The 22756-nt window shown below is 70.5% G+C and carries 18 protein-coding genes; 2 read left to right on the top strand and 16 right to left on the bottom strand.

All coding sequences use genetic code 11. The features are described 5' to 3' along the window. Position 1 precedes the first annotated feature (1 nt). Positions 2-2077, bottom strand: a complete 2076-nt coding sequence (locus ACFXC1_RS02305; protein WP_381237582.1) for a SpoIIE family protein phosphatase — start codon at positions 2075-2077, stop codon at positions 2-4. Positions 2078-2163: 86 nt separating this feature from the next. Beyond that, positions 2164-3447, bottom strand: a complete 1284-nt coding sequence (locus ACFXC1_RS02300) for a DUF6777 domain-containing protein (protein WP_381237579.1) — start codon at positions 3445-3447, stop codon at positions 2164-2166. A gap of 135 nt (positions 3448-3582) precedes the next feature. Here ACFXC1_RS02300 and ACFXC1_RS02295 point away from each other — a divergent pair, with 135 nt between their 5' ends. Continuing rightward, on the top strand, positions 3583-5010 hold the full coding sequence (locus tag ACFXC1_RS02295) for a lipase maturation factor family protein (protein WP_381237576.1): 1428 nt from the start codon (positions 3583-3585) through the stop codon (positions 5008-5010). Here ACFXC1_RS02295 and ACFXC1_RS02290 read toward each other — a convergent pair. From ACFXC1_RS02290 to ACFXC1_RS02255, 8 genes are read right to left on the bottom strand one after another with little or no spacing between them, the layout of a single operon-like run. Beyond that, positions 4998-5837 carry an amidohydrolase family protein gene (locus tag ACFXC1_RS02290; protein ID WP_381237574.1) on the bottom strand — a complete coding sequence of 280 codons (840 nt, stop codon included), beginning with the start codon at positions 5835-5837 and terminating at the stop codon, positions 4998-5000. The genes ACFXC1_RS02295 and ACFXC1_RS02290 overlap by 13 nt on opposite strands. Continuing rightward, positions 5834-6148 (bottom strand): L-rhamnose mutarotase, encoded by a 315-nt coding sequence (locus ACFXC1_RS02285; RefSeq protein ID WP_381237572.1) that lies wholly within the window; start codon positions 6146-6148, stop codon positions 5834-5836. The genes ACFXC1_RS02290 and ACFXC1_RS02285 overlap by 4 nt, the downstream gene beginning before the upstream one ends. After that, on the bottom strand, positions 6145-7134 hold the full coding sequence (locus ACFXC1_RS02280) for an aldo/keto reductase (protein WP_381237569.1): 990 nt from the start codon (positions 7132-7134) through the stop codon (positions 6145-6147). Before ACFXC1_RS02280 ends, ACFXC1_RS02285 begins: the two co-directional genes overlap by 4 nt. Beyond that, positions 7131-7886 (bottom strand): SDR family NAD(P)-dependent oxidoreductase, encoded by a 756-nt coding sequence (locus tag ACFXC1_RS02275; protein WP_381237566.1) that lies wholly within the window; start codon positions 7884-7886, stop codon positions 7131-7133. The genes ACFXC1_RS02280 and ACFXC1_RS02275 overlap by 4 nt, the downstream gene beginning before the upstream one ends. Beyond that, on the bottom strand, positions 7883-9223 hold the full coding sequence (locus ACFXC1_RS02270; protein ID WP_381237563.1) for an L-fuconate dehydratase: 1341 nt from the start codon (positions 9221-9223) through the stop codon (positions 7883-7885). Before ACFXC1_RS02270 ends, ACFXC1_RS02275 begins: the two co-directional genes overlap by 4 nt. Before the next feature lie 60 nt (positions 9224-9283). Next, positions 9284-10312 carry an ABC transporter permease gene (locus tag ACFXC1_RS02265; RefSeq protein WP_019068310.1) on the bottom strand — a complete coding sequence of 343 codons (1029 nt, stop codon included), beginning with the start codon at positions 10310-10312 and terminating at the stop codon, positions 9284-9286. Further along, complete coding sequence (locus ACFXC1_RS02260; RefSeq protein WP_381237559.1) at positions 10305-11798, bottom strand: sugar ABC transporter ATP-binding protein; 1494 nt, start codon at positions 11796-11798, stop codon at positions 10305-10307. The genes ACFXC1_RS02265 and ACFXC1_RS02260 overlap by 8 nt, the downstream gene beginning before the upstream one ends. Then, on the bottom strand, positions 11795-12868 hold the full coding sequence (locus ACFXC1_RS02255; protein ID WP_381237556.1) for a sugar ABC transporter substrate-binding protein: 1074 nt from the start codon (positions 12866-12868) through the stop codon (positions 11795-11797). The genes ACFXC1_RS02260 and ACFXC1_RS02255 overlap by 4 nt, the downstream gene beginning before the upstream one ends. 163 nt (positions 12869-13031) lie before the next feature. Between ACFXC1_RS02255 and ACFXC1_RS02250 the strand changes: the two genes are divergently transcribed. Then, entirely contained in the window at positions 13032-13733 is a 702-nt protein-coding gene (locus ACFXC1_RS02250; protein ID WP_381237553.1) for a FadR/GntR family transcriptional regulator, read from the top strand. A 339-nt stretch (positions 13734-14072) separates the two neighbouring features. Here ACFXC1_RS02250 and ACFXC1_RS02245 read toward each other — a convergent pair whose 3' ends face one another. The 6 genes from ACFXC1_RS02245 to ACFXC1_RS02220 are packed head-to-tail and all read right to left on the bottom strand — an operon-like array spanning position 14073 to position 22752. Beyond that, positions 14073-14540 carry a DUF4231 domain-containing protein gene (locus ACFXC1_RS02245; RefSeq protein WP_381237551.1) on the bottom strand — a complete coding sequence of 156 codons (468 nt, stop codon included), beginning with the start codon at positions 14538-14540 and terminating at the stop codon, positions 14073-14075. A gap of 47 nt (positions 14541-14587) precedes the next feature. Continuing rightward, on the bottom strand, positions 14588-17602 hold the full coding sequence (locus tag ACFXC1_RS02240; protein ID WP_381237548.1) for an alpha-mannosidase: 3015 nt from the start codon (positions 17600-17602) through the stop codon (positions 14588-14590). 42 nt (positions 17603-17644) lie between these two features. Continuing rightward, positions 17645-19663 (bottom strand): endo-beta-N-acetylglucosaminidase, encoded by a 2019-nt coding sequence (locus ACFXC1_RS02235; RefSeq protein ID WP_381237545.1) that lies wholly within the window; start codon positions 19661-19663, stop codon positions 17645-17647. Next, positions 19660-20916 carry a glycoside hydrolase 5 family protein gene (locus ACFXC1_RS02230; protein WP_381237542.1) on the bottom strand — a complete coding sequence of 419 codons (1257 nt, stop codon included), beginning with the start codon at positions 20914-20916 and terminating at the stop codon, positions 19660-19662. The genes ACFXC1_RS02235 and ACFXC1_RS02230 overlap by 4 nt, the downstream gene beginning before the upstream one ends. Before the next feature lie 43 nt (positions 20917-20959). Then, positions 20960-21862: a carbohydrate ABC transporter permease gene (locus ACFXC1_RS02225; RefSeq protein WP_381237539.1), complete on the bottom strand. Its 903-nt coding sequence runs from the start codon at positions 21860-21862 to the stop codon at positions 20960-20962. After that, positions 21859-22752, bottom strand: coding sequence for a carbohydrate ABC transporter permease (locus tag ACFXC1_RS02220; RefSeq protein WP_381237536.1), 894 nt, complete (start codon positions 22750-22752; stop codon positions 21859-21861). The genes ACFXC1_RS02225 and ACFXC1_RS02220 overlap by 4 nt, the downstream gene beginning before the upstream one ends. Between the last annotated feature and the right edge of the window lie 4 nt (positions 22753-22756).

Raw genomic sequence — 22756 nt, 5'->3', positions numbered from 1 at the left:
GTCAGCTCGGGTCCGGCACCACGAACTCGCACCACACGCACTTGCCGCTGCCGCGCGCCTCCACACCCCACACGTCCGTGAGCAGGTCGACGAGGAGGAGACCGCGCCCGGAGACCCCGTCCTCACCGGCCTCACGGCGGCGCGGAAGCGCGCTGGAGGAGTCCTCGACCTCGACGCGCAGCCGGCGGTCGGGGCCGTTGAGGACCCTGAGGGTGACGATCGCGGCGCCCTCGGTGTGCATCAGGGCGTTGGTGATCAGTTCGTCGGCGACGAGTTCGACCTCGTCGGTGCGCTCGCGCCCGCCCCAGGCCCGGACGGCGGACCGGATCATGTGCCGGGCCTCGGTGAGGGCCTCGGAGTCGCCGGGCGCCACATGCTGCTGGAGCCGGCCGCCGGAGCGCGGGGTGTCGAGGCCGCGGCGGCGCAGCAGGAGCAGCGCCACGTCGTCCTCGCCGCCGCGTTCCTCGGCCACGTCGATGAGCAGGTCGGCGAGGTCGCGTACGTCGTCGGGGCCGGAGGCGATGAGCGCGATGAGGGTCTGCAGTCCGTCGTCGAGATCCGCGCCGGGCTGTTCCACGAGGCCGTCGGTGCACAGCACCAGGGTCTGGCCGGGGTCGAGTTCGAGAGTGGAGACGGGGTATTCGAGCCGCCCGAACTCGGCGGACAGGCCCAGCGGCAGCCCGCCCACGACGGGCATCCGACGGCAGGTCCGGTCCAACTGCCGCACCAGCGGGTCGATGTGACCGGCCCGGACCACCTGGACCACTCCGGTGGACAGGTCGGCCTCGGCGTAGAGGCAGGTGGCGAAGCGGTCGGTGTCGAGTTCGTGCAGGAAGACGGAGGCACGGGCCATCACGGTGGCCGGGGTGTGCCCCTCGGCGGCGTACGCCTTGAGGACGATCCGCAGCTGCCCCATGACGGCGGCGGCATGCGTGTCGTGGCCCTGGACGTCACCGATGACCGCGCCGACCCGCCCGCCGGGCAGCGGGATCAGGTCGTACCAGTCACCGCCGATGTCCCGCCCGAGCTTCGCGGACCGGTAGCGGACCGCGACATCGGCGCCCGGCACGCTCGGGATGGCCCGCGGCAGCATCGCCTGCTGGAGGCCCTGCGCGAGGTCCTTCTCCTGCTCGTAGAACATGGCGCGCTGCAGACTCTGCGCGATGCTGCTGCCCAGCGCGACCAGGACATTGCGCTCCTCCGCCGAGAAACCGCGCCGGTCGCTGTAGAGCAGCCCCATCGCGCCGATCGGCCGCGCCTGGGCGATCAGCGGGAGATAGGCCGCGGCGGTGATGTTCAGGTCGGTGATCTCCGACCACAGCAGCGGAAAGCGCTCGGCGAACTCCTCGGGCGACTCGATGAAGGCCGGGGCGAGGGTCCGTACGACCTCCCCCATCGGGTAGGGCTCGTCGATCCGGGTGACCTCCGTGCCGGGCACGAAGCTGCCCTCGGGGCCTTCGGCGACCAGCCGGATCCGGCCGGCCTCGACCAGGCCCATGACCAGGCTGGTCGCGCCGAGGTGGACGAGACCGTGGGTGTCCTTGAGGACGTCGATGACGTCCTGGACGGTACGGGCGTGCGCGAGGGCGGCGGTGGTGAGCTGGACGACGTTGGTCTGGTCGCGCCGGGCCGCGTCCAGTGCGGCCTGTTCACGGCGGGCCGCGTTCTCGGCGAGTTCCTGGGTGGCGTCCCGCACGATGCCGATGATCCGGCGCGGGCGGCCGGTCTCGTCGCGCCGGATGTAGCCCTGGGTGTGGGTCCAGCGCAGGGTGCCGTCGCGCAGGCGCATACGGAAGTAGGCGCCGTAGTTCTCGCTGCCGTCCTTCATCGCCTGGGAGACGAGACCGTCGAGCCGGTAGCTCTCCGGCGGCGGCACCCGGATCGCGAGGCTCTCGGGCCGTCCGTCGTATTCGTCGGGGCGCAGGTCGAAGACCTCGTGGGCCTGGGCGTCCATGTGGAACAGGCCGTTGTCCAGGTCCCAGTCGAAGCTGCCCATGCGGTTGAGCGCCAGGATCGGGTCCGGGTGGGCGGGCCAGTCGTCCGGGAGTGACAGGGCGCTCGCTCCCCGATCAACCATGCGGCCCACCTTGCCAGGATTTGCCCGATTATTCGACTTGTCCGAGCGCTACGGCACCCTCTCCGCCACGGCCGCTGCGGGCGCCGTCAGCCGGCGACGACGTCCGTGGGGCTGTCGAGGATGCTGCCGGTGGTCCCCGGGACGGTCGGCGGGCCGATCTCGCCCGGGGAGCCGGGGTCCTGGGAGGGCTGGGGCGCGATTGTCCTCGGGGCGGCCGTGACGGTGGCGGTCGGGCAGCCCGTGACGCCGGTCGCGCCCGGGGTGACGGTGCCGGTCGGGGGTGTGCAGCCGGTGGTGGACTTGTCCGGCGCGGCGGTACGGCCGTCACCAGGGGACACGCTCTCGTCGCCCGAGGAGGCGCTCGGGGAGGCGCTCGGGGAGGCGCTCGGGCCGACGCTCAGCGAGGGGTCCGGCGACCGGCCCGGCGAGGTGCTCCACGAAGGGCTCGGTGAGGTGCTCGTCCCGCTGGACGGGGTGCTGGACCCGCTGTCGTGCGGGCGCGGGTCGTGCGGGTGCGGAGCCGTGCTCCCGTGCGGAGCCGGCGTGGTGCCGGGCCGTGTCGGCGGCACATGGTCCGGCGGTCCTACGACGTGGTCGTGGTGCGGCCCGCGATGGCCGAGGGGCCGTTCGATCCACGTGTTGTCCACGACGTCGACGATCGTGATGTTGGTGATCACCTGCGGCGCCGGTGTCACCACGACCACTTCGGCGGGCCGGTACCCGGACCAGCCCTGACCGCTGCTGCCGGAGTTCCCGCCCGCCACGCCCGCCTTGAGCGGGTTGCCGCAGGCGCAGCGCACGCGGGGCACGCCCCGGTTGTCGACGAGGACGGCGGTACCGGCCTGGAGGACCGACTGGAAGCCGGTCACGCGGGCGTCACGGAACCCGTGGTTGGTGACCTGGGTGTCGGCGCGCAGCACGACCGAGGTCAGCCCGCGCAGATAGCCGGGAATCGCGCTCCGGGAGATCCCCTCGGCCTGCGCGAAGGCACCGGCCTTGGCCCGGTCGCGGGTGAGATAGGCGATCTGCCGCTCGACATCGCAGCTGCCGGTCCGAGCGGTGCCGCCGTAGAGGCCGGGTGTGGCGCCGGAGAGGGTCCGCGCGGGCGTCGGTGACGCGGGCGCGGGCACCGTGGGCGTCGACTGCGGCGTTCGGGTGACCCGCGGCGGGGCGCTCGGCACGGTGGCCGTGGAGTCCGTGAAGGGGTCGGGGCCCTGTGCCGCGACTGGCTGCAGGAAGACCTCGCCGCTCGACTTCGCGGCCTCGCCGCTCGACTTCATGCCTTGGGCGCCGTCGCCGCCGCAGCCGGCGACGAGGAGCGCCGCCGAGAGCGCGCAGGCCGTGGCGATGGTTCCGGTCGATGTGCGCACCGTGTTCTCCCGCCTCAAGCCGGGTGATTCGCCACTATTGTCTGCTTCACCCGCTCGGGTTACGCAACCGGAGGCATGGAAGACACAGAGTGACGGTAGGCCGAGGTGTGACGATGGAGGGAGGAGCGCACGGTCGTGGGATGGTTCACCGCACCCGACTACTGGCTGAGCCGGCTGGTCTTCCAGCGGGCCCTGGCCGGTGTCTATCTGGTCGCGTTCCTCACGGCGGCGCTGCAGTTCCGCGCGCTGATCGGTGAGCACGGCATGCTGCCGGTCCCCCGGTTCGTCCGCCGGATGCCGTTCGGGCAGGCCCCGAGCCTCTTCCAACTCCGCTACTCGGACCGCTTCTTCGCGCTCTGCGCGTGGACGGGCTGTGCGGTGTCGCTTGCACTCGCCGCCGGGCTCGACTCCCAACTGCCGCTCTGGGGCGGTATGTTGCTGTGGCTGCTGCCGTGGGCGCTGTATCTGTCGATCGTGAACGTCGGCCAGACCTGGTACGCGTTCGGCTGGGAGTCGCTGCTGCTGGAGGTCGGTTTCCTGGCCGTACTCCTCGGCAACGACGAAGTGGCGCCACCCGTCGTGGTGCTGTTCCTGCTGCGCTGGATCCTGTTCCGGGTCGAGTTCGGCGCGGGCCTGATCAAGCTGCGCGGCGACGCGTGCTGGCGGAAGCTGACCTGTCTGGACTTCCACCACGAGACACAGCCGATGCCGGGCCCGCTGAGCTGGTTCTTCCACCATCTCCCCCGCCCGCTGCACCGGATCGAGGTCGCCGCCAACCACCTCACCCAACTCGTCGTGCCCGTCCTGCTGTTCACCCCGCAGCCGGTCGCGACGGCCGCCGCCTCCCTGATGATCGCCACCCAGCTGTGGCTGGTCCTGTCCGGCAACTTCGCCTGGCTGAACTGGATCACCATCGCGCTGGCCCTCTCGGCGGTCCAACTCCCCCACACCGCGCCGTCGTCCGCCCCTGGCCCACCGCCCGTCTGGTACGAGGTCGTCGTCCTGGCCGTCGCCGCCCTGCTGCTCTGGCTCAGTCACCGCCCGGTCCGCAACATGCTCTCGCGCCGCCAGATCATGAACCGTTCCTTCGACCCGCTCCATCTGGTCAACAGCTACGGCGCGTTCGGCAACGTCAGCCGCATCCGCTACGAGGTGGTCGTCGAGGGCACGACGGACGCCGTCCCGCGTGAGGACTCCGGCTGGCGGGAGTACGAGTTCAGGGGCAAGCCGGGCCAACCGCACCACTGGCCGCGCCAGTTCGCGCCCTACCACCTGCGGCTGGACTGGATGATGTGGTTCGCGGCGCTCTCCCCCGGCTACGCCGAGCCGTGGTTCGGCGCGCTGGTGGAGCGGCTCCTGGAGAACGACCGGGACACACTACGGCTGCTGCGCCGCTCGCCGTTCCCGACCGACGCGCCCCCGCGTTACGTCCGGGCCCGTCTCTTCCGCTACCGCTACACGACCTGGCGGGAGTTGAGGGAGACGGGCGCGTGCTGGGAGCGGACGTTCGTGCGGGAGTACTTCCCGCCGACCAGGCTGGCGAAGGTGGTTCAGAGGCCGTAGACGCGGGTTGCGGTGCCCTCGAAGACCCCGGCCCGTTCCGCCTCGCTCAGACCTTCGGTCAACTCACTTGCCGCCGCGGCGACTTCGCCGTAGCTCGCGGCCAGGGTGCACACCGGCCAGTCGGTGCCGAACATCAGCCGGTCCGGCCCGAAGGTGTCGAGTGCGACGTCCGTGTAGGGGCGCAGGTCCCGGGTGCTCCAGTTCTTCCAGTCGGCCTCCGTGACCAGGCCGGACAGTTTGCAGTGGGTGTTGGGGAGCGCGGCGAGTGAGCGGAGGGCCGCCTCCCACGGTTCCAGCCGGCCGGAGGCGATGGGCGGTTTGCCCAAATGGTCGAGGACGAAGGTGAGTTGGGGCAGGGAGGCGGCTGCCTGGACACTGGCCGGGAACTGGTGGGGCAGCACGAGCAGGTCGTAGACGAGCCCCGCGTCGGCCACGGCGGCGAGGCCGCGGCGTACGTCGGGGCGCAGCAGCCAGTTCGGATCGGGTTCGCCCTGTACCTGGTGGCGGATGCCCTTCAGGTAGTGGCCGCCGGGGAGTTCGCGCAGCCGGGCCAGTTCGTCGGCGATGTCGGGGCGGGTGAGGTCGGTCCAGCCGACGACTCCGGCGACGAGGTCGTGCGTGTCGGCGAGGGCGAGGAACTCCGGGGTCTCCGCGGCGACGGTGATCGTCTGGACGAGGACGGTCCGGTCGACGCCGGCCGCGCGCGCCTCGGGTTCGAGGTCGGCGAGGGTGAAGTCGCGGCGGATCGGCTGGAGTTCGGGGCCGGTGATCCAGTCCTGGTCGCGGACGGAGAGGTCCCAGACGTGGTGGTGGGCGTCGACGGTCATGGCAGCTCCCATACGACGGGCAGGCCGGCGTCGGCGCCCTCGCTCGTGTAGTCGTGCACCACGTCCAGGAGTTCGGCCATGCGGGCCTGCCAGGCGACGTTCACCGGGAGCTGGTCCAGCTCGGCCAGCAGGCGGGCGTAGTCGGCGCACTCCAGGACGTGGAAGAGGTCGGTGCCGCTGCGCCAGATCGTCCAGGAGGTGGCCCCTGCGGCCCGGATCGCGGCGGTGAGCTCCTTGGGGACCTCGCGGTGGGCGCTCTCGTACGCATCGATGCGGTCGGCGCGCACCTTGGTGTGGAGGGCCACTCTCATCTCGGCTCCTCGGTCGGGACCGGGGCGTCGGTGGACAGCAGTCCCGTGTCCCGCAGCTCCTGCCAGAACGCGCCCGGCACCTCGGCCGCGAACTGCGCGGCGCAGTCGCGGACTTCGGCCTCCGATCGGGCGCCGACCAGGACGCTCGCCACGGCCGGGTGCGCGGCGCAGAAGGCCAGGGCGGCGGCGCGCAGGGTCGTGCCGTGCCGCTCGGCAGCCTCCTTCATGCGGAGCGCCCGGTCCAGCAACTCCGCCGGTGCCTGGGCGTAGTTGTAGGTCGCGTCCGGCTTCGGGTCCGCCAGCAGGCCGGAGTTGAAGGCGCCGCCGACGACCACCGACTTGCCGCGTGCGACGGCGGACGGGAGCAGTTCGCTGAGGGCGCTCTGGTCGAGCAGGGTGTAACGGCCCGCGCACAGCACCACGTCCACGTCCGTGTCCTGGATGAAGCGGGTGAGCATCCCGGCCTGGTTCATGCCCGCGCCGATCGCGCCGACGACACCTTCGGCACGGAGCTTCTCCAGGGCGGGATAACCCTCGTGGAAAGCCTGTTCGGCGTGGTCGTCGGGGTCGTGGAGGTAGACGATGTCGACGCGGTCGAGGCCGAGCCGTTCCAGGCTGGCGTCCAGGGTGCGCCGTATCCCGTCGGCGGTGAAGTCCCAGACGCGGCGGCTGGTGGCGGGCACGGCGAAGCCGTTGGCGAGGTCGTCGCCCGTCACCGTCTCCACGGGTTCGAGGCGGCGGCCGACCTTGGTGGAGATCGTGTACTCCGCGCGCGGGCGGTCGCGCAGCGCCGCGCCGAGGCGGCGCTCGGAAAGGCCGATGCCGTAGTGGGGTGCGGTGTCGAAGTAGCGAATGCCTTGCTGCCAGGCGGTGTTGACGGCCCGGTACGCCTGCTCGTCGTCGACCTCGGTGAACAGGTTGCCCAGCGGGGCGGCGCCCAGACCGAGCCCGCCCACCTCGACCCCGCTGCCGCCGAGCCTGCTCACTGGCCCACCTGCCTCAGTCGCAGGCCCTGCATGCCGCCGTCCACAGCGAGCGAGGTGCCGGTGGTGGCGCCGGACAGCGGGCTCGCCAAGTAGGCGATGGCGCCAGCGACTTCGGCCGCCGATACGAGTCGGCCGGAGGGCTGGCGGGCGGCCAGGGCGGCGCGCTCGGCGGCCGGGTCGGGAGCCGAGTCGAGGAGGCGGCCGACCCAAGGGGTGTCCGCCGTACCGGGGTTGACGCAGTTGACGCGGATGCCCTCGCGGAGGTGGTCGGCGGCCATGGCGAGGGTGAGGGATTGCACGGCGCCCTTGGTGGCGCTGTAGAGGGCGCGTTGGGGCAGTCCGGCGGTGGCGGCGATGGAGCAGGTGTTGACGATGGCCGCGTGAGAGGACTCGCGCAGCTGCGGGAGCGCGGCGCGGGTGACACGGACCATGCCGATGACGTTGACGTCCAGGACTCGTTGCCATTCGTCGTCGTCGTTGTCCTCGACGGTGCCCTGGGCGCCGATGCCCGCGTTGTTCACGACGATGTCGAGTCCGCCGAGGTCGGCGACGGCGGACGCGACGGCCTGCCGTACGGAGGCGTCGTCGGTGACGTCGGCGCGGTAGCCGAGCAGCGGCTTCTCGACACTGCTCGGGTCCAGGTCGAGGACGGCGACCGACGCGCCCCGCTCGGCGAGGAGTTCGGCGGTCGCGCGGCCGATACCGGAGGCGCCGCCGGTGACCAGGGCCTTGAGGCCCTCGAAGTCGGTCATGCCGCGTGTCCCTTCTGGCTGTTGAGGTCGGCGGCCCAGAAGGTGCCGTCTGGGAACGTGTAGCGCGCGATGGACTCGGGCCGCATGGTGGCCGAGAAGCCGGGTGTGGTGGGTGCCATGTAGTGACCTTCGCGGATCACCACCGGATCGAGGAAGTGGTCGTGCAGATGATCGACGTACTCGATGACGCGGTCGTCGGTGGTGCCGGCGACGGCGAGGTAGTCGAACATCGAGAGGTGCTGGACGAGTTCGCACAGTCCGACGCCGCCCGCGTGCGGGCAGACGGGAATGCCGAACTTGGCGGCGAGCAGCAGGATCGCGAGGTTCTCGTTGACTCCGCCGACGCGGGCCGCGTCTATCTGGAGGATGTCGAGGGCGCCGGCCTGGAGCAGCTGCTTGAACACGACGCGGTTCTGGACGTGTTCGCCGGTCGCGACCTTCACGGGGGCCACGGCGGCGCGGATGGCGGCGTGGCCGAGGACGTCGTCGGGGCTGGTGGGTTCCTCGATCCAGTACGGGTCGAACTCGGTGAGGGCCTTGGTCCAGCGGATGGCCTCGTCCACGTTCCAGCGCTGGTTGGCGTCGATCGCCATCCGGATGTCGGGGCCGACGGCCGAACGGGCCGCGCGGCAGCGCCGGATGTCGTCGTCGAGGTCGGCGCCGACCTTCAGCTTGATCTGCCGGAAGCCGTCCCGTACGGCCTGCACGGCGAGCCGGGTGAGCTTCTCGTCGTCGTAGCCGAGCCAGCCGGCGGAGGTGGTGTAGGCGGGAAATCCCCGCTCCAGAAGGCGGGTTCGGCGGTCTTCGGCGCCCGCCCGGCCGCGCCGCAGGATGTCCAGGGCCTCGTCCGGGGTGAGGGCGTCGGTGATGTACCTGAAGTCGATCTGGTTGACGAGCCATTCGGGGTCGGCGTCGGCGAGGAGCTGCCAGAGCGGCTTGCCCGCGCGCTTGGCGGTGAGGTCCCAGGCGGCGTTGACGACGGCGCCGATCGCCATGTGCATCACGCCCTTCTCGGGCCCCAGCCAGCGGAGTTGGCTGTCGCCGATCAGGTCGCGGTTCAACGTCCCCGGGTCCGCGCACAGTTCGTCGACAGGCCGGCCGATCACATGGTCCCGCAGCGCGTGGATCGCGGCGACCTGGACTTCGTTGCCCCGCCCGATGGTGAAGCTGAATCCGTGCCCCTCGTGCCCGTCGGCCGCGTCGGTGCGCAGGACGACGTAGGCCGCCGAGTAGTCGGGGTCCGGGTTCATCGCGTCGGAACCGTCGAGTTCGCGCGAGGTGGGAAAACGGATGTCGTAGGTGTCGACCGCGGTGACGCGGGCGGGGATCGGTGACACGGAAGGCCTTTCGGTCGGGTACAGGGATCCGGTGCCGTGCGGGTGCCGGAAGCCGGGCGGTCAGTCCTGGGCTCGGCCCGTTGTTACGCGGGCGATCATGAGGGCGACCAGGATGATCCCGCCGTAGATGGCCTGGATCCAGAAGGACGGGACCTGGGCGAGGGTGAGCAGGTTCTGCACAACTCCCAGGAGCAGTACGCCGGTCAGGGCGCCGAACATGGTGCCCTTGCCACCGTCGAGGCTGATGCCGCCGATGACCGCCGCCGCCATCACGGTGAAGATCATGTTGTTGCCCTGGTTGGCGCTGATCGCGCCGACATAGCCGGTCTGCATGATCCCGCCGACCGAGGCGAGGACGCCGGCGACGATCGACACCCCGAGGAGCATGCGGTCGACGCGGATGCCGGCCGCGCGGGCCGCCTCCTGGTTGCCGCCGATCGCGTACAGGGCGCGGCCGACGCGGTGGTACTTCAGCACGAACCCGGCGACCGCGAAGCAGACCGCGGCCAGCCACACAGACATCGGGACGCTGAGGAAGGTGCTGGTGGCCAGGGTGAAGAAGGAGTCGGGCATCCCGAACAGCGTCTTGCCCTTGGTGGCGCCGACCAGCAGTCCGCGCAGCACGATCAGCATGGCGAGGGTGACGATGAAGGCGTTGAGCTTGAACTTCACCACGAGGATGCCGTTGAAGGCGCCGATGATCCCGCCCACGACGAGGATCGCGACGAGGGCGAGCGGCGCCGACCACTCCGTGCCCCAGCCTGACTCGGCGGACGGCAGGACCAGCAGGGCGCCGATGGCGGGCGCGATGCCGACCACCGATTCGAGGGACAGGTCGATCTTTCCGGTGATCAGGATCAGCGACTCGGCGAGGACCACCATCGCGAGCGCGGCGGAGGCACCGAGGATGGAGATCAGGTTCCGTTCGGTGAGGAACGAGTCGTTGACGATCGCGCCGAGCACCAGGAGCACCAACAGGGCCGGTACGAGGGCTAGTTCACGGGCCCGGCGGAGCAGGACCGTACGGGCCGAGGCCGCCCCGGTGGCGCGCGGGGCGGCGAGCGGCGGGGCCGCCTTGGTGTCAGCCATGGTCCACTCCTTCGATGGAGGCGATCAGCTCGTGGTCGCGCCAGCCCGCCGGGTGCTCGGCGACGACACGGCCGTGGAAGAGGACGAGGACGCGGTCGCAGCGCCGCAGGTCGTCGAGTTCGTCGGAGACGACGAGCACGGCGGTGCCGTCGTCGCGGGCGCTGTCCATGCGGGCGAGCAGTGACTCCTTGGACTTCACGTCGACGCCCGCCGTGGGGTTGATGAGCACCAGCAGCCTGGGGTCGGAGGCGAGGGCGCGGGCCATGACGACCTTCTGCGCGTTGCCGCCGGACAGATCGGAGACGGGCTGGTCGGGGCCCTCGGCGTGGATGTCGAGGCGGTCGATCAGCTCGGTGGCGAAGCCGCGTTTGCGGTCGGTGCCGACGAACCCGAAGCGGCCGAGCCGGTCCAGGACGGTCATGGTGGCGTTGTCGCCGATGGACATACCGAAGACCAGACCTTGGCCATGGCGGTCGCGCGGCACGCACCCGACACCGGCCTTGAGCGCGGCCTGCACATCCCCGAACGGCAGTTTCTCGCCGTCGAGTTGAGCGGTCCCGCCGGTCGGCGTGTACAGCCCGGTCAAGGACTCGGCCAGCTCGATCTTGCCGCTGCCGCTGGATCCGGCGAGTCCGACGACCTCGCCGCGACGGACGGTGAGGTCGACGTTCTCGTACGACTCGGAGGTGAGCCCGCGCGCGTCGAGGAGGACGGGTGCCGCGTCGTCCAACTCCCTTAGCTGCACCTCCAGTTCGGCGATCGACTCCCCCGCCATGGCCTCCACGAGGGCCTGGCGCGGGAGGTCGGCGACCGGTGCGGTGGTTATCCAGCGGGCGTCGCGCAGCACGGTGACCGTCTGGCACACCTCGTACACCTCCTGGAGGTGGTGCGAGATGAACAGGAAGGTGACGCCCGACTCCTGGAGCGCCCGCATGCGGGTGAAGAGCCGTTCGATCTCCCGGTTGTCGAGCTGGGCGGTCGGTTCGTCGAGGACGATGAACCGGGCGCCGAAGCTCAACGCCCTTGCTATCTCGACCATTTGGCGGTCCTCGACCTTGAGGTCGGCGGTGCGCGCCTCGGGGTCGACGCGCACGTCCCAGGTGTCGAGGAGTTCGGCGGCCTCGGTGCGGAGCCTGCGCCAGCTGATGACTCCGCCGCGCGAGGTCGGCTGACGGTTGATGAACAGGTTCTCGGCGACCGTCAACTCGGGGACCACGGTAGGCCGTTGATAGACGCAGGCCACCTTGGCGCGCCAGGCGTCGCGGTCGGCGAGCGCGGGCGCGGGCTCGCCGTCGAAGCGGACCGTGCCCTCGTCGGGGGCCTGGAGTCCGGTGAGGACGGTGACCAGGGTGGACTTCCCGGCGCCGTTGCGGCCGACGAGCGCGTGGGACTCGCCCGGCAGCACGGTCAGTTGGCCGTCGGCGAGGGCGACGGTCGGGCCGTACCGCTTGACGATGCCCCGCGCCTCAACAAGTGGGGTACTCATTTGACCGTGTTGCCCCAGAGCTTGGGGTCGTCGACGTTGTCCTTGGTGACCAGGGGCGCGGGCAGCTGGTCCTCGAGGATGCCGCTGGGCAGCTTGACGATCGTGGAGTCGTGGTCGGTGGGGCCGGGCTGGAAGGTCTTCCCCGCCATGGCGGCCTTGATGTAGTACATGCCGTACTTGGCGTAGGCGTCGGCCGGTTGGGAGACGGTGGCGTCGATCTCGCCCTTGCGGATCGCGTCGAACTCCTGCGGGATACCGTCGTTCGAGACGATCGTGATGTGCCCGGCCTGGCCCGCCGTCTTCAGCATGCCCTTGGACTTGAGGGTCTGGAGGGTGGGCGCGAGGTAGACGCCGCCCGCCTGCATGTAGATGCCCTTGATGTCGGGGTTGGCGTTGAGGAGCGTGTCGAGCTTGGAGGCCGCCGTGTCGGACTCCCACTTGGCGGGGATCTCCAGGACCTTCAGCTTCGGGTACTTCTTCTTGACGCAGTCCCTGAACGCCTCGGACCGGTCACGGCCGTTGACGGACGCCAGGTCGCCCATGATCTGCACGACCTTGCCGCTGGTGATGTGCGCCCCGAGGTACTCGCAGGCCTTCTCGCCGTACGCGACGTTGTCGGCGCGCACGACCATCGCGACCTTGCCCTTGTCGGGAGCCACGTCGACCGCGACGACGGGCACGCCCTTGCGGTCCGCCTGGTCGAGGCCGGCTTCGATGGCGGCGCTGTCCAGCGGGGCGACGACCAGGCCCTTGACGCCCTGGTTCAGCTCGTTGTTGATGTCGGTGATCTGCTGCGACGGGTCACTGTTGGAGTTGACCGTCTTCAGCGCGTCGACGCCTTCGGACTTCGCCATCTTCGGCACGTAGTCGTTGTACGACTGCCAGAACGGCGAGGTCAGCAGGGGCAGGATCACCCCCACCTTGCCGGTGCCGCTGCTGCCGCCGGCACTGCTCGCGCCGGTGTCCTTGGTGCTGCCGCACGCGGTGAGCACGAGCGCGGTGCCCGTGACCGCGGCCACCGCACCGACCATGCGCAAACTGCTGCGTATCCCCACTGTCCTGCCGAGCATTTGGTGGCTCCTCGTTGAGCGTGTCCGAGCAGATGACCGCATATTTATCAGACCACTTCCCCGAAACAACACCCCGCAGAGGCAGTTTTTCCTGGATTTCCACCGTAGTGGTCGGACCACCTCAGCGGTTAGACTGCGGCGCACCCGCTGAGTGGAGGATTGCGTGGACGAGACGGCTCCGCCGAAGGGCACCGTGACGCAGCGCGCCATCGACTCGATCAAGGCGTTGATCGGCGAGGGCCGTCTGGAGCCGGGACAGCGGCTGCCCACCGAGCGCGATCTCGCGGCCCAACTGGGCATCTCCCGCAGCTCGATGCGCGAGGCGATCCGCGCGCTCACGGTGCTGGGCGTCCTTGAGGCCCGGCACGGTTCGGGCATCTACGTCACTCAGCTGGAGGCCGGCGACCTGCTGGAGACCTTCGGTGTCGTCGCCGACCTGTCACGCGGCCCGCAACTGGTGGAACTCCTCGAAGTCCGCCGCATCCTGGAGTCGACGGCGACCGCCCTGGCCGCCGCCCGCATCACTCCGGACCAGCTGGCCGAGGTGGAGAAACACCTCACGGCGATGAACGCCACCGACGACCCCGAGGAGATCCTCGCCCACGACCTCGCCTTCCACCGCGAGATCGCCGCCGCCGCGGGCAACGACACCATGGCCGCGATCTTGGAGGGCCTGTCGTCGCGAACGTTCCGCGCCCGGGTCTGGCGCGGCTACCAGGAAGAGGGCGCCTTCACCCGCACCCGCCGCGAACACGCCGCCATCCACCGCGCCTTGGTGGCCCGCGACCCGGAGGCGGCCCGGGCGGCTGCGGCCTCGCACGTGGGCGAGGTCGAGGAGTGGCTGCGGGCGCAACTCGGGGCGTGACCGCGGGGGTTCAGCGGTCCGGGGCGAACAGCGAAGATCATCCGCGCCGTCCTGGCCTTCCGGCGCCTGCGGCAAACAGCGGAGGGTATCTGCGCGTCCCGACATTCAGGCGCCCGCGGCGGACAACACAGGACACCGGCCCGATCCGGCACGAAGGCCCGGCAGCGGACGACAAAGGCACCCGCACCGTCCCCGCACTCAGGCGCCCGCGGCAGACAACACAGGACACCGGCCCGCCCCGGCACGAAGACCCCGGCAACGGACGACAAAGGCACCCGCACCGTCCCCACACTCAGGCGCCCGCGGCAGACAACACAGGATGCCGCCCCGCCCCGGCACTCAGGCGCCCCCGGTGGGCAGTGGTGGTTCGCCCCGCTGGCCCTGGACCTCCGCCCAACCCCGTAGTTCGCTGGTGCCCACCTCTTCGATCGCGCGCTGAAGCGTGGCCCGCGCGTTCGCGTCGCGCTCGGCCGACGGGAGCAGCAGGTAGCGGTCGATCGCCCGCCGCAGGCCTTCCCGCGCCTGTGCGGCCAGGACCCAGCGTGAGCCCGGGCTGAAGAGCTGGCGCATGCCGGTGAAGAAGACGGCGCCGCCCGCGATCAGGGCGGTGAGCCAGGCGGGTGCGTGCAGCCCCGCCGCCACAACCGTCGCGGACGTGGCGGCGAGCGCGCCGAGTTCCGTCGTGTGGTGCAGCCACCTCGCCCGGTCGCACGCCCGCGCGTAGAACTCCAACTCCTGCCGCGCGAGGGCCAGAAGCGGATCCGGTTGCGAGGCCCAGGCCTGTCCGGCGGCCGTTCTTCGTCTCATCGCCCCATCATCGGGGGATCACGGCCGCCGTGAGAAGCGGCACCGGCTCAGGACCGACCGAACCGCAGCGTCACCAGCTCGAACGGCCGTAGCCGCAGGGCCAGTTGCTCACCCTCACGGGTCACCTCTGCGGCATCTGCCGACGGACGTTCCAGCAGGTCGGTGACCTCGACGGAGTCGAAGGGGAAGCCCACCGTCAGCGTCGCCCTGGCCCGTCCCCCGTGGGCTTCGTGGAACCGGACCACGACATCCCCGCTCCCGTCGTCCGCGAGCTTCACCGCCGTGACGACGACCGCGTCCCGGTCCACGCTCACCAGCGGCGCGACCTCCTGCCCGCCCGTGACCCGCCGCTCCGGCAGATTGATCCGCCAGCCCTCCCGCACGGCGTCCCCGATGCCCGCGCCCGGCACCAGCGCGTGCCGGAAACGGTGGACGCCCTGGTCGGTCTCGGGGTCCGGAAAGCGCGGGGCGCGCAACAGGGACACGCGGACCGTGGTGGTCGTACCGGCGTCGCCCTCGGTACGGACCGTACGGGTCACGTCGTGGCCGTACGTCGAGTCGTTGACGACGGCTACGCCCCAGCCGGGTTCCTCCAGGTGGACGAAGCGGTGGTTGCAGGCCTCGAACTTGGCCGCCTCCCATGAGGTGTTGGTGTGCGTGGGGCGGTGGAAGTGCCCGAACTGCGTCTCGGACGCGTACCGTTCGGCGTGCACGTCGAGCGGGAAGGCGAGCTTGAGGAACTTCTCGGTCTCGTGCCAGTCGACCTCGGTGTCGATGAGCAGCCGCCGCTCCCCGGGTGCGAGGGACAGCAGTTGGGTGACCCTGGACGCGCCGAAGGACCGTACGATCCGCACCGCGTCCCCGTCGGCGACGACCTCGTCCGCGCCGGTGAGGTCCGTGACCGTGTTGCGGTAGAACTCGTCTACGTCCCAGGCATCCCACATGTTCGGGAAGTCCGGGTGGAGTTGGAGCAGGTTGGCGGCCCGGCCGGGTGCGATGGTCTCGCGGTCGGCCTCGATGTCGTAGGCGGAGACGACGAGTCCTCGGGCGTCGATCTCGATGCGGAGCAGGCCGTTCTCCAGGACGTGTCCGCCGCCGACCCGTGTCGCGAGTGCCGACTCACCCTCCACCGCCGGGACTTGGGCGCCGCCCGCGAGGACGCCGTCGCGGGTGTGGGGCGCCGAGTTGAACACCAGCTCCCGTGTCCCCTCGCCCGCCAGCGCGCGCTGGGCCGCGTCGATGATGGCGTTCAGTTCGGCGGCCAGTCCCTCGTACGTCTTCCGGGCCTCGCGGTGCACCCAGGCGATCGAGGAGCCTGGGAGGATGTCGTGGAACTGGTGCAGCAGCACCGTCTTCCAGATCCGGTCCAAGTCCTCGTAGGGGTAGGGGAATCCGGTCCGTACGGCGGCCGTGGCGGCCCACAGTTCCGCCTCGCGCAGGAGGTGTTCGCTGCGCCGGTTGCCCTGCTTGGTCTTGGCCTGGCTGGTGAGGGTGGCGCGGTGGAGTTCGAGGTACAACTCGCCGACCCAGACCGGGGGTTCGGGGTACTCGGCCTCTGCCTTCTCGAAGAACTCCTTCGGGGTCTCCCAGGCCACGGTCGCGGAGCCTTCGAGGTCTCGCAGGCGGGCCGCCTTGGCGACCATCTCGCGGGTGGTGCCGCCGCCTCCGTCGCCCCAGCCGGTGGGTGCGAGGGAGTGGCGGGCGACACCCTTGTCCTTGAAGTTGCGGGCCGCGTGGGCGATTTCACGGCCCTGCATGGAGCAGTTGTAGGTGTCGACGGGCGGGAAGTGGGTGAAGATCCGGGTGCCGTCGATGCCCTCCCAACGGAAGGTGTGGTGCGGGAACTTGTTCGTCTGCGACCAGGAGATCTTCTGTGTCAGCAGCCACTTGGAGCCGGCGGCCTTGATGATCTGCGGGAGTCCGGCGGCGAAGCCGAAGGTGTCGGGCAGCCAGGCCTCCTCGTTCTCGATGCCGAACTCGTCGAGGAAGAACCGCTTCCCGTGCACGAACTGACGGGCCATCGCCTCCGAACCCGGCATGTTGGTGTCGGACTCCACCCACATGCCGCCGGCCGGCACGAACCGCCCGTCCGCCACCGCCTTCTTGACCCGCGCCCACACCTCGGGCCGGTGCTCCTTCACCCAGGCCCACTGCTGGGCCTGGGACATGGCGAAGATGAAGTCGGGTTCGTCCTCAAGGAGTGCCGTCATGTTCGACGTCGTCCGGGCCACCTTGCGGACCGTCTCGCGCAACGGCCACAGCCACGCGGAGTCGATGTGCGCGTGCCCGATGGCGCTGATGCGGTGCGCGGACGGGACGGCGGGTGTCGACAGGACGGCCGTCAGCTGTGAACGGGCGTGCTCCGCCGTGCCGTTGACGTCCTGGAGGTCCACCGCGTCGAGGGTCTTCTCGACGGCCCGCAGCAGGTCCCAGCGGCGCGCCGAGTCCACCGGCAGCTCGGCCATCAGCTCGCCGACCACCTCCAGGTCGAGGACGAGATTCCACACGTTCTCGTCGAGGACCGCGAGATCCATGCGCGTGAGCGTGTACTGCGGCTCGCTGCCGGCGGTCTCCTTGTCGCCCAGCTGCGTTGGCACGAACGGGTGGTAGTCCATCACCACCGGGTTGGACGCGGCCTCGACGTACAGCCGCACCTCCTCGCCGCCGGCGACGGGCGCGCCGATCCTGACCCACTGGTTGCGTGGGTTGAGGCCCTTCACGGGGGTGCCGTCGGGCCGGTAGACGAGGCCCTCGCACTGGAAGCCGGGCATGTTCTCGTCGAAGCCGAGGTCGAGCAGCGCCTCGACGGTCTTCCCTGCCCACTTCTGCGGGACGGTCCCGGTGACACGGAACCAGCTGGTCCCCCAGGGAGCACCCCACCGGGCGCCCACCTCGATCGGTTCGGGAGTGCCCGCGAGCCCCTCGGCCACGGGCACCGGCTCGTCGGGCGCGTGCCAGACGGCCACTTCCAGCGGCACTGACTCGGGGTACACGGCGGGACGGATGCGCTCTTCGAGAACACGCTTGAGGCGGGCTTCGACCAGGCTGCGGTCGTCATGCATGTGGGGTGCTCCGTGGCTCGGTTGCGGGTGGGACTACGGGTGTTACCAGGCGTAGGCGACGGCCACGGGGGCCGACGCTGTGTACAGCTCCCCTGTCGCGCGCAGTTCGAACCACGCCTGCTGCTCGCCCTGTTCGGCCGTCAGCCCGCCGACGTAGAAGGCACGCTGGCAGGTGCCGCCGAGGAAGCGCCGGGTGCCATCCGGCAGCAGCCGGTGCAGCGTGTAGTGGCGTACGGCGCCGGGCGCGGCGTCCCAGGCGAAGCGCAGGTTGCCGCCGGTGGCCGCGCTGACAAGGAAGTTGGCGGGAGCGGCGGGCGTCGGTGCCGCGTCGCCATCGCGCACGGCGAGTCCGCCGAGCCGCCAATTGACCGGTCCCTGCGTCGCGGTGAGCCGTACCCCGATGGCGTGCAGTGTGCCGGAGAGCCCGGTGAGCGGCATGGTCACCGTCTGCCAGCCACTGCCCGAGGCAGCAACTGGCAGATAGGTGTACGGGGGTGTCGCACCCGCCGTGCCCGGTTCGGCGGTGGCGACGGCCAGTTCGACGGTCGCACTGCCGCTGTCGGTGCGGAAGGTCAGGTCGACCACGGTGTCATCGGTGATCGGCAGCCGGGCTGCGTACAGGTCCAGCGTCGTCGGCTGGTCCAGTGCGCCGGAGACCAGCACGCTGCTGCCGCCGCGCCACGCGTCCGCGAAGTCGAAGGTCACGGTGGGTCGTTGGCCCGTCGTGCGCACCGACCAGCGGCGGGACGGCAGCCGGTCCTGGAGTCCTAGGTGGTTCCACTGCGCGTCCGAGGTGACCGCTCCGTCCTCGTACCAGCGCAGCCCGTGCCCGGTGTTGAAGACACTGGCGAACGGCAGTGCGCCGCCCACCGTGGACCGGTCGGCGACCGACACCGCCGGTGCCCGCCAGGGATCGGTGCTGTCCGGTGTCGACGGGTCGAGTGAACGCCCGGTCCAGAAGCGGTCGTCGGCCGCGTGGAAGTCACCCGGGGTGCGGGTCGCGGGGAGGTGGTTGCGGGTCCACTCGGGCCGGTAGAAGCCGATGGACGTGATGTGTGCCTTGGTGGTCGGCACCATCGCGTCCCAAGCCACCGACGTACTCGACCCGTTGGACTCGACGTCGACGCCCGCCCACAACTCGTAGCGGCTGCGGCCCAGTCCGTCGGCCTTCGTCCCGGAGGCGGCCAGTGTGCTCGTGCTCCACCGGAAGTCGATGAACATGTCGTTCGCGGCCTGGAAGAACGCCTGGTTCGAGGTGTTCAGCGCGCCCTGCCAACTGACCGTGCCGTTCACGGTCATCGCGTCGTACCAGGTGACCCGCTGCCCCTGGGCGGCGGCGAGAGACTTCAACTCGCCGACGAAGCCCCGCATGTCGGTGCCGAGCGCGGTGTTCCCGCCGCTGGTCTCGGCGTTGACGAACCAGCCGTCGAAGCCGTACGCGGCGGCCACCGCGACGAGTTGGGCGGCGAGCGGGTAGTGCCCGGCGGCATCCTTCTGGACCAGGTCGCGGGTCCACTGGAGTTGTCCGCCGTAGGCGACGGGCGGCAGGAAGATGTTGCCGAGGACGGGTACGCCGTGCCGGTGGGCGGCGTCCACGATCGGCGCGTTGGGAGCGAGGATGATGCCCTCTCCCGACGAGCCGCCCCAGAAGACGAGTTCGTCGAGGTACGACCAGTGGGTGAGCGCGTAGTAGTCGGCGGTGGCCGCGCCCTGGGAGGGGTTGCTCGACGTCGGCCCGAAGGAGACCAGGGACTGGATGCGGGCCTGGCCGGAGCGGGCGGTGCTGTTCACGGGGGTCGGGGTGAAGCGCGCGGCCAGCGGGACGGCGGCGGCGTTGAAGGCGAGGTCCGTGTCCGAGGCGGCGGTCCAGGTCTTCAGGCTGCGCCAGGCGATGCCGGTCCCCGGGGTACCGGAGGGCAGGGAGTCCGGGTACCAGTAACTGGCGTACGGCTGGGTCGCGGTGGCCGCGGCCTGCCCTGACGCATAGGCGGGCAGGGGCAGTTGGGGCAGCAGGGCCGCCGCGCCGGCGGCGAGCAGGACGGTGCGTCTGGTGGGGTTCACGAGCTGGTGTCTCCTTGTGGGGTGGGGAGTACCTGATCGGGAGTGACGACTTCGGTGATGCCGCGCGCGGCGAGGTGTTCCTTGTCGTCCGCGCGCACGTCGAGGACGGTCGCCGGGCGGGCTCCGTCGGCGACGAGTCGGAAGTAGGCGTCGAAGACCGGCCCGCCGGGACCGCAGACCGAGCGGACCGACGGATCGGCGGGCACCACGAGCGCCGTGCTGCGGGGGGCGGGCTCGTACGTGGGCTCGCGGGCTGCCTCGGCCAGCACGAGCGCGATGTCCTTGGCCTGCCGGTCGTTGGTCAACAGGCCCAGCCCGTATTCGAGTTCGGGGAAGTCCGCGAGCTCGCGCGACACGTCGTGCGAGCACCACCAGGTGATGCCCCAAAGGTCCGGACAGTCCAGGGCGTTGGCGATGGTCGCGGAGGCGAAGTCGGCCGCGTGCTCGGCTGGTACGAGCGGCTGGGGCGCGCCGACCTCCTGGAGCCAGACTGGCCGGTGCGGTTCGTCGGCCCAGGCCTTGCTCAACTCGACGAGATAGGCGGCGTGATGCTCACTGGGCACGGACGTACGGCCGTGGCGTTGGGCGGTGCCGTTGAAGACCCAGGAGTGGACGGCCGTCATCGCGCCCCGGCGGGCGGCCTGGGCCGGGGTGAACGGCATGTCGTCCTGGTACCAGGTCGCGTCGTACTCGGCGTGCAGATGCGGCTTGCCGGGCGCCCCCTCCACGCAGGCGGCGAGCATGCGCTCCAGCCAGACGTCGACCTGTTCCTCGCTCGCCCCGTCGGGGTCCGGATGCGGGCCCGCCGAGAACTGGTTGATCTCGTTGCCGAGGGTCATGCCGATGAAGTTCGGCCGGTCGGCGAGGGCGGCGGCGAGCGTCCGCAGGTAGGCGGCCTGGCCGTCGAGGACGTCCGGGTCGGTGAAGAGGTTGCGCCGATGCCAGGTGCGGGTCCAGGCCGGCAGATAGTCGAAGCTGCTCAAGTGCCCTTGCAGACCGTCCACATTGACGTCGAGCCCGCGCTCGCCGGCCGCGTCGACGAGCCGCACGAGCTGCTCCACGGCCTTCGGGCGGATCAGGGTGCGGTTGGGCTGGAAGTACGGCCACAGCGGGAAGACCCGGATGTGGTCGAGGCCCAGTTCGGCGATCGAGTCGAGGTCGGCGCGTAGGGAGTCGAGGTCGAAGTCGAGCCAGTGGTGGAACCACCCTTGGCTGGGGGTGTAGTTGACGCCGAAGCGCACGGCAGAAGACATCGGGATCCTGGTTCTGTAGTGCGTGTCCGAAGGCAAGGGGACGTCAGCCCTTCACCGCGCCTTCGCCCACGCCCCGGAAGAAGTACCGCTGGAGGCAGGCGAAGAGGGCGATCAGCGGGGCCACGGCGATCACCGTGCCGGCGGCGACAAGGCGTTCGTCGTTGGCGAAGGTGCCGTGCAGATAGTTGAGGCCGATGGTGAGCGTGAACTTGGACGGGTCGCTGAGCACGATGAGCGGCCACAGGAAGTCGTCCCAGGCGCCCATGAAGGCGAAGATCGCGACGACGGCGACGGTTCCCTTCACGGACGGCAGGGCGATCCGCAGGAACCGCTGCCACACGTTGGCGCCGTCGACGTAGGCCGCCTCCTCTATCTCGTACGGCAGGTTGAGGAAGGCGTTGCGCATCAGCAGCACGTTCATCGCGCCGATGCAACCCGGGAGGACCACCCCGATCAGGGTGTTGTTCAGGCCCAGCTCCCGCATGGTGGTGAACTGGGCGATGATGATGCCCTCCACCGGCACGAGCATCGCGAGGATGAAGACGAGGGTGGCGACGCGGCGGCCCCGGTAGCGCAGCCGGGCGAGCGCGTACCCCGCGAGGGCCGAACCGACGCAGTTGGTCACGACGTTGGCGGAGGCGACCTTCAGCGAGTTGAACGCGTAGTCCCACACCGGGATGGTGTCGGCGACCCGCTGGTAGTTGTGGAGGGTGGGGTGTTCGGGCAGGAAGGTCGGCGGTGAGCTGTAGATGTCCTCGGTCGGGCCCTTGAGCGAGGTGGCGAGCTGCCACAGGAAAGGGCCGACGGTGATGGCGAGGACGGCGAGCAACAGCGTGTAGCGCAGGGCGAGTTCCCAGAAGCGGATGCGGCGGCCGTGCTCGTCGGTGACGCGGGGTTCGCGAACCGCCGTTGCCTGGACGGGTCTTGTGCGCTCGATGACGCTCAAGCGTCCTCCTTCCGGTCGGCCCGCAGGACGAGCAGCATCAGCGCGACGGTGACGACGAAGACGACGACCGAGAGCGCGGAGGCGTAACCGACGCGGCCGGTCAGGCCGGTGCCGGTGCGCTGGACGAGCATCACGAGGGTGGTGTCCTCGCCGGCCGGGCCGCCGCTGGGGCCCGCCATCAGATAGACCTCGGAGAACACCTTGAAGGCGGCGACCGAGGACAGGGCGCCGACGAGGACCATGGTGGAGCGGACGGCGGGCACGGTGACCGTGAAGAAGCGGCGCACCGCGCCCGCGCCGTCGACCGAGGCGGCCTCGTGCAGTTCGCGCGGCACGTTGGCGAGCGCGGCCAGGTAAATGATCATGTAGTAGCCGAGCCCCTTCCAGACCGTGACGGCCATGGCGCTCAGCAGCAACAGCCACTGGTCGCTCAGAAACCCGATCCGGCCGACACCGATCGACTCCAGCAGCGAGTTGACCAGGCCGCGTTCGTCCAGCAGCCACACCCAGATCAGTCCGACCACGACGATCGAGGCGACGACCGGTGTGTAGAAGGCGGACCGGAAGAACGTGATGCCGGGGATGTTCTTCTGGACCAACAGGGCGAGCAGCAGCGGGAGTACGACGAGTGCGGGGACCACCCCGACGATGTACAGCGTGCTGTTGCGCAGGCCGGTCCAGAACATGTCGTCGTGCCACAGCTCGCGGAAGTTGGCGAAGCCCACGAAGTGGCCCGGGAGCAGGGTGCGCCGGTCGGTGAAGGCGTTGGCCAGCGTCGCGCCGAACGGGTAGAGGATGAAGACGCCGGTGATCAGCAGTCCGGGGGCGGCGAACAGCCAGGGGCTGGTGGGTAGTTGGCGCCGCACCCGGGACACGGTGGAGAGAGCCATCGTG

It is taken from the genome of Streptomyces hokutonensis, assembly GCF_042751305.1.
Lineage (GTDB): Bacteria > Actinomycetota > Actinomycetes > Streptomycetales > Streptomycetaceae > Streptomyces > Streptomyces hokutonensis_A.
The sequence above is the reverse complement of the archived record's forward strand: the minus strand, read 5'-3'. Positions and strand labels throughout refer to the sequence as shown.

Coding starts and splice junctions, on each gene's coding strand:
- ACFXC1_RS02305 (WP_381237582.1), bottom strand. CDS start 2,077: ATGGTTGATCGGGGAGCGAGCGCCCTGTCACTCCCGGACGACTGGCCC.
- ACFXC1_RS02245 (WP_381237551.1), bottom strand. CDS start 14,540: ATGAGACGAAGAACGGCCGCCGGACAGGCCTGGGCCTCGCAACCGGAT.
- ACFXC1_RS02290 (WP_381237574.1), bottom strand. CDS start 5,837: ATGACCGTCGACGCCCACCACCACGTCTGGGACCTCTCCGTCCGCGAC.
- ACFXC1_RS02260 (WP_381237559.1), bottom strand. CDS start 11,798: ATGAGTACCCCACTTGTTGAGGCGCGGGGCATCGTCAAGCGGTACGGC.
- ACFXC1_RS02230 (WP_381237542.1), bottom strand. CDS start 20,916: ATGTCTTCTGCCGTGCGCTTCGGCGTCAACTACACCCCCAGCCAAGGG.
- ACFXC1_RS02255 (WP_381237556.1), bottom strand. CDS start 12,868: ATGCTCGGCAGGACAGTGGGGATACGCAGCAGTTTGCGCATGGTCGGT.
- ACFXC1_RS02285 (WP_381237572.1), bottom strand. CDS start 6,148: ATGAGAGTGGCCCTCCACACCAAGGTGCGCGCCGACCGCATCGATGCG.
- ACFXC1_RS02220 (WP_381237536.1), bottom strand. CDS start 22,752: ATGGCTCTCTCCACCGTGTCCCGGGTGCGGCGCCAACTACCCACCAGC.
- ACFXC1_RS02275 (WP_381237566.1), bottom strand. CDS start 7,886: ATGACCGACTTCGAGGGCCTCAAGGCCCTGGTCACCGGCGGCGCCTCC.
- ACFXC1_RS02240 (WP_381237548.1), bottom strand. CDS start 17,602: ATGCATGACGACCGCAGCCTGGTCGAAGCCCGCCTCAAGCGTGTTCTC.
- ACFXC1_RS02265 (WP_019068310.1), bottom strand. CDS start 10,312: ATGGCTGACACCAAGGCGGCCCCGCCGCTCGCCGCCCCGCGCGCCACC.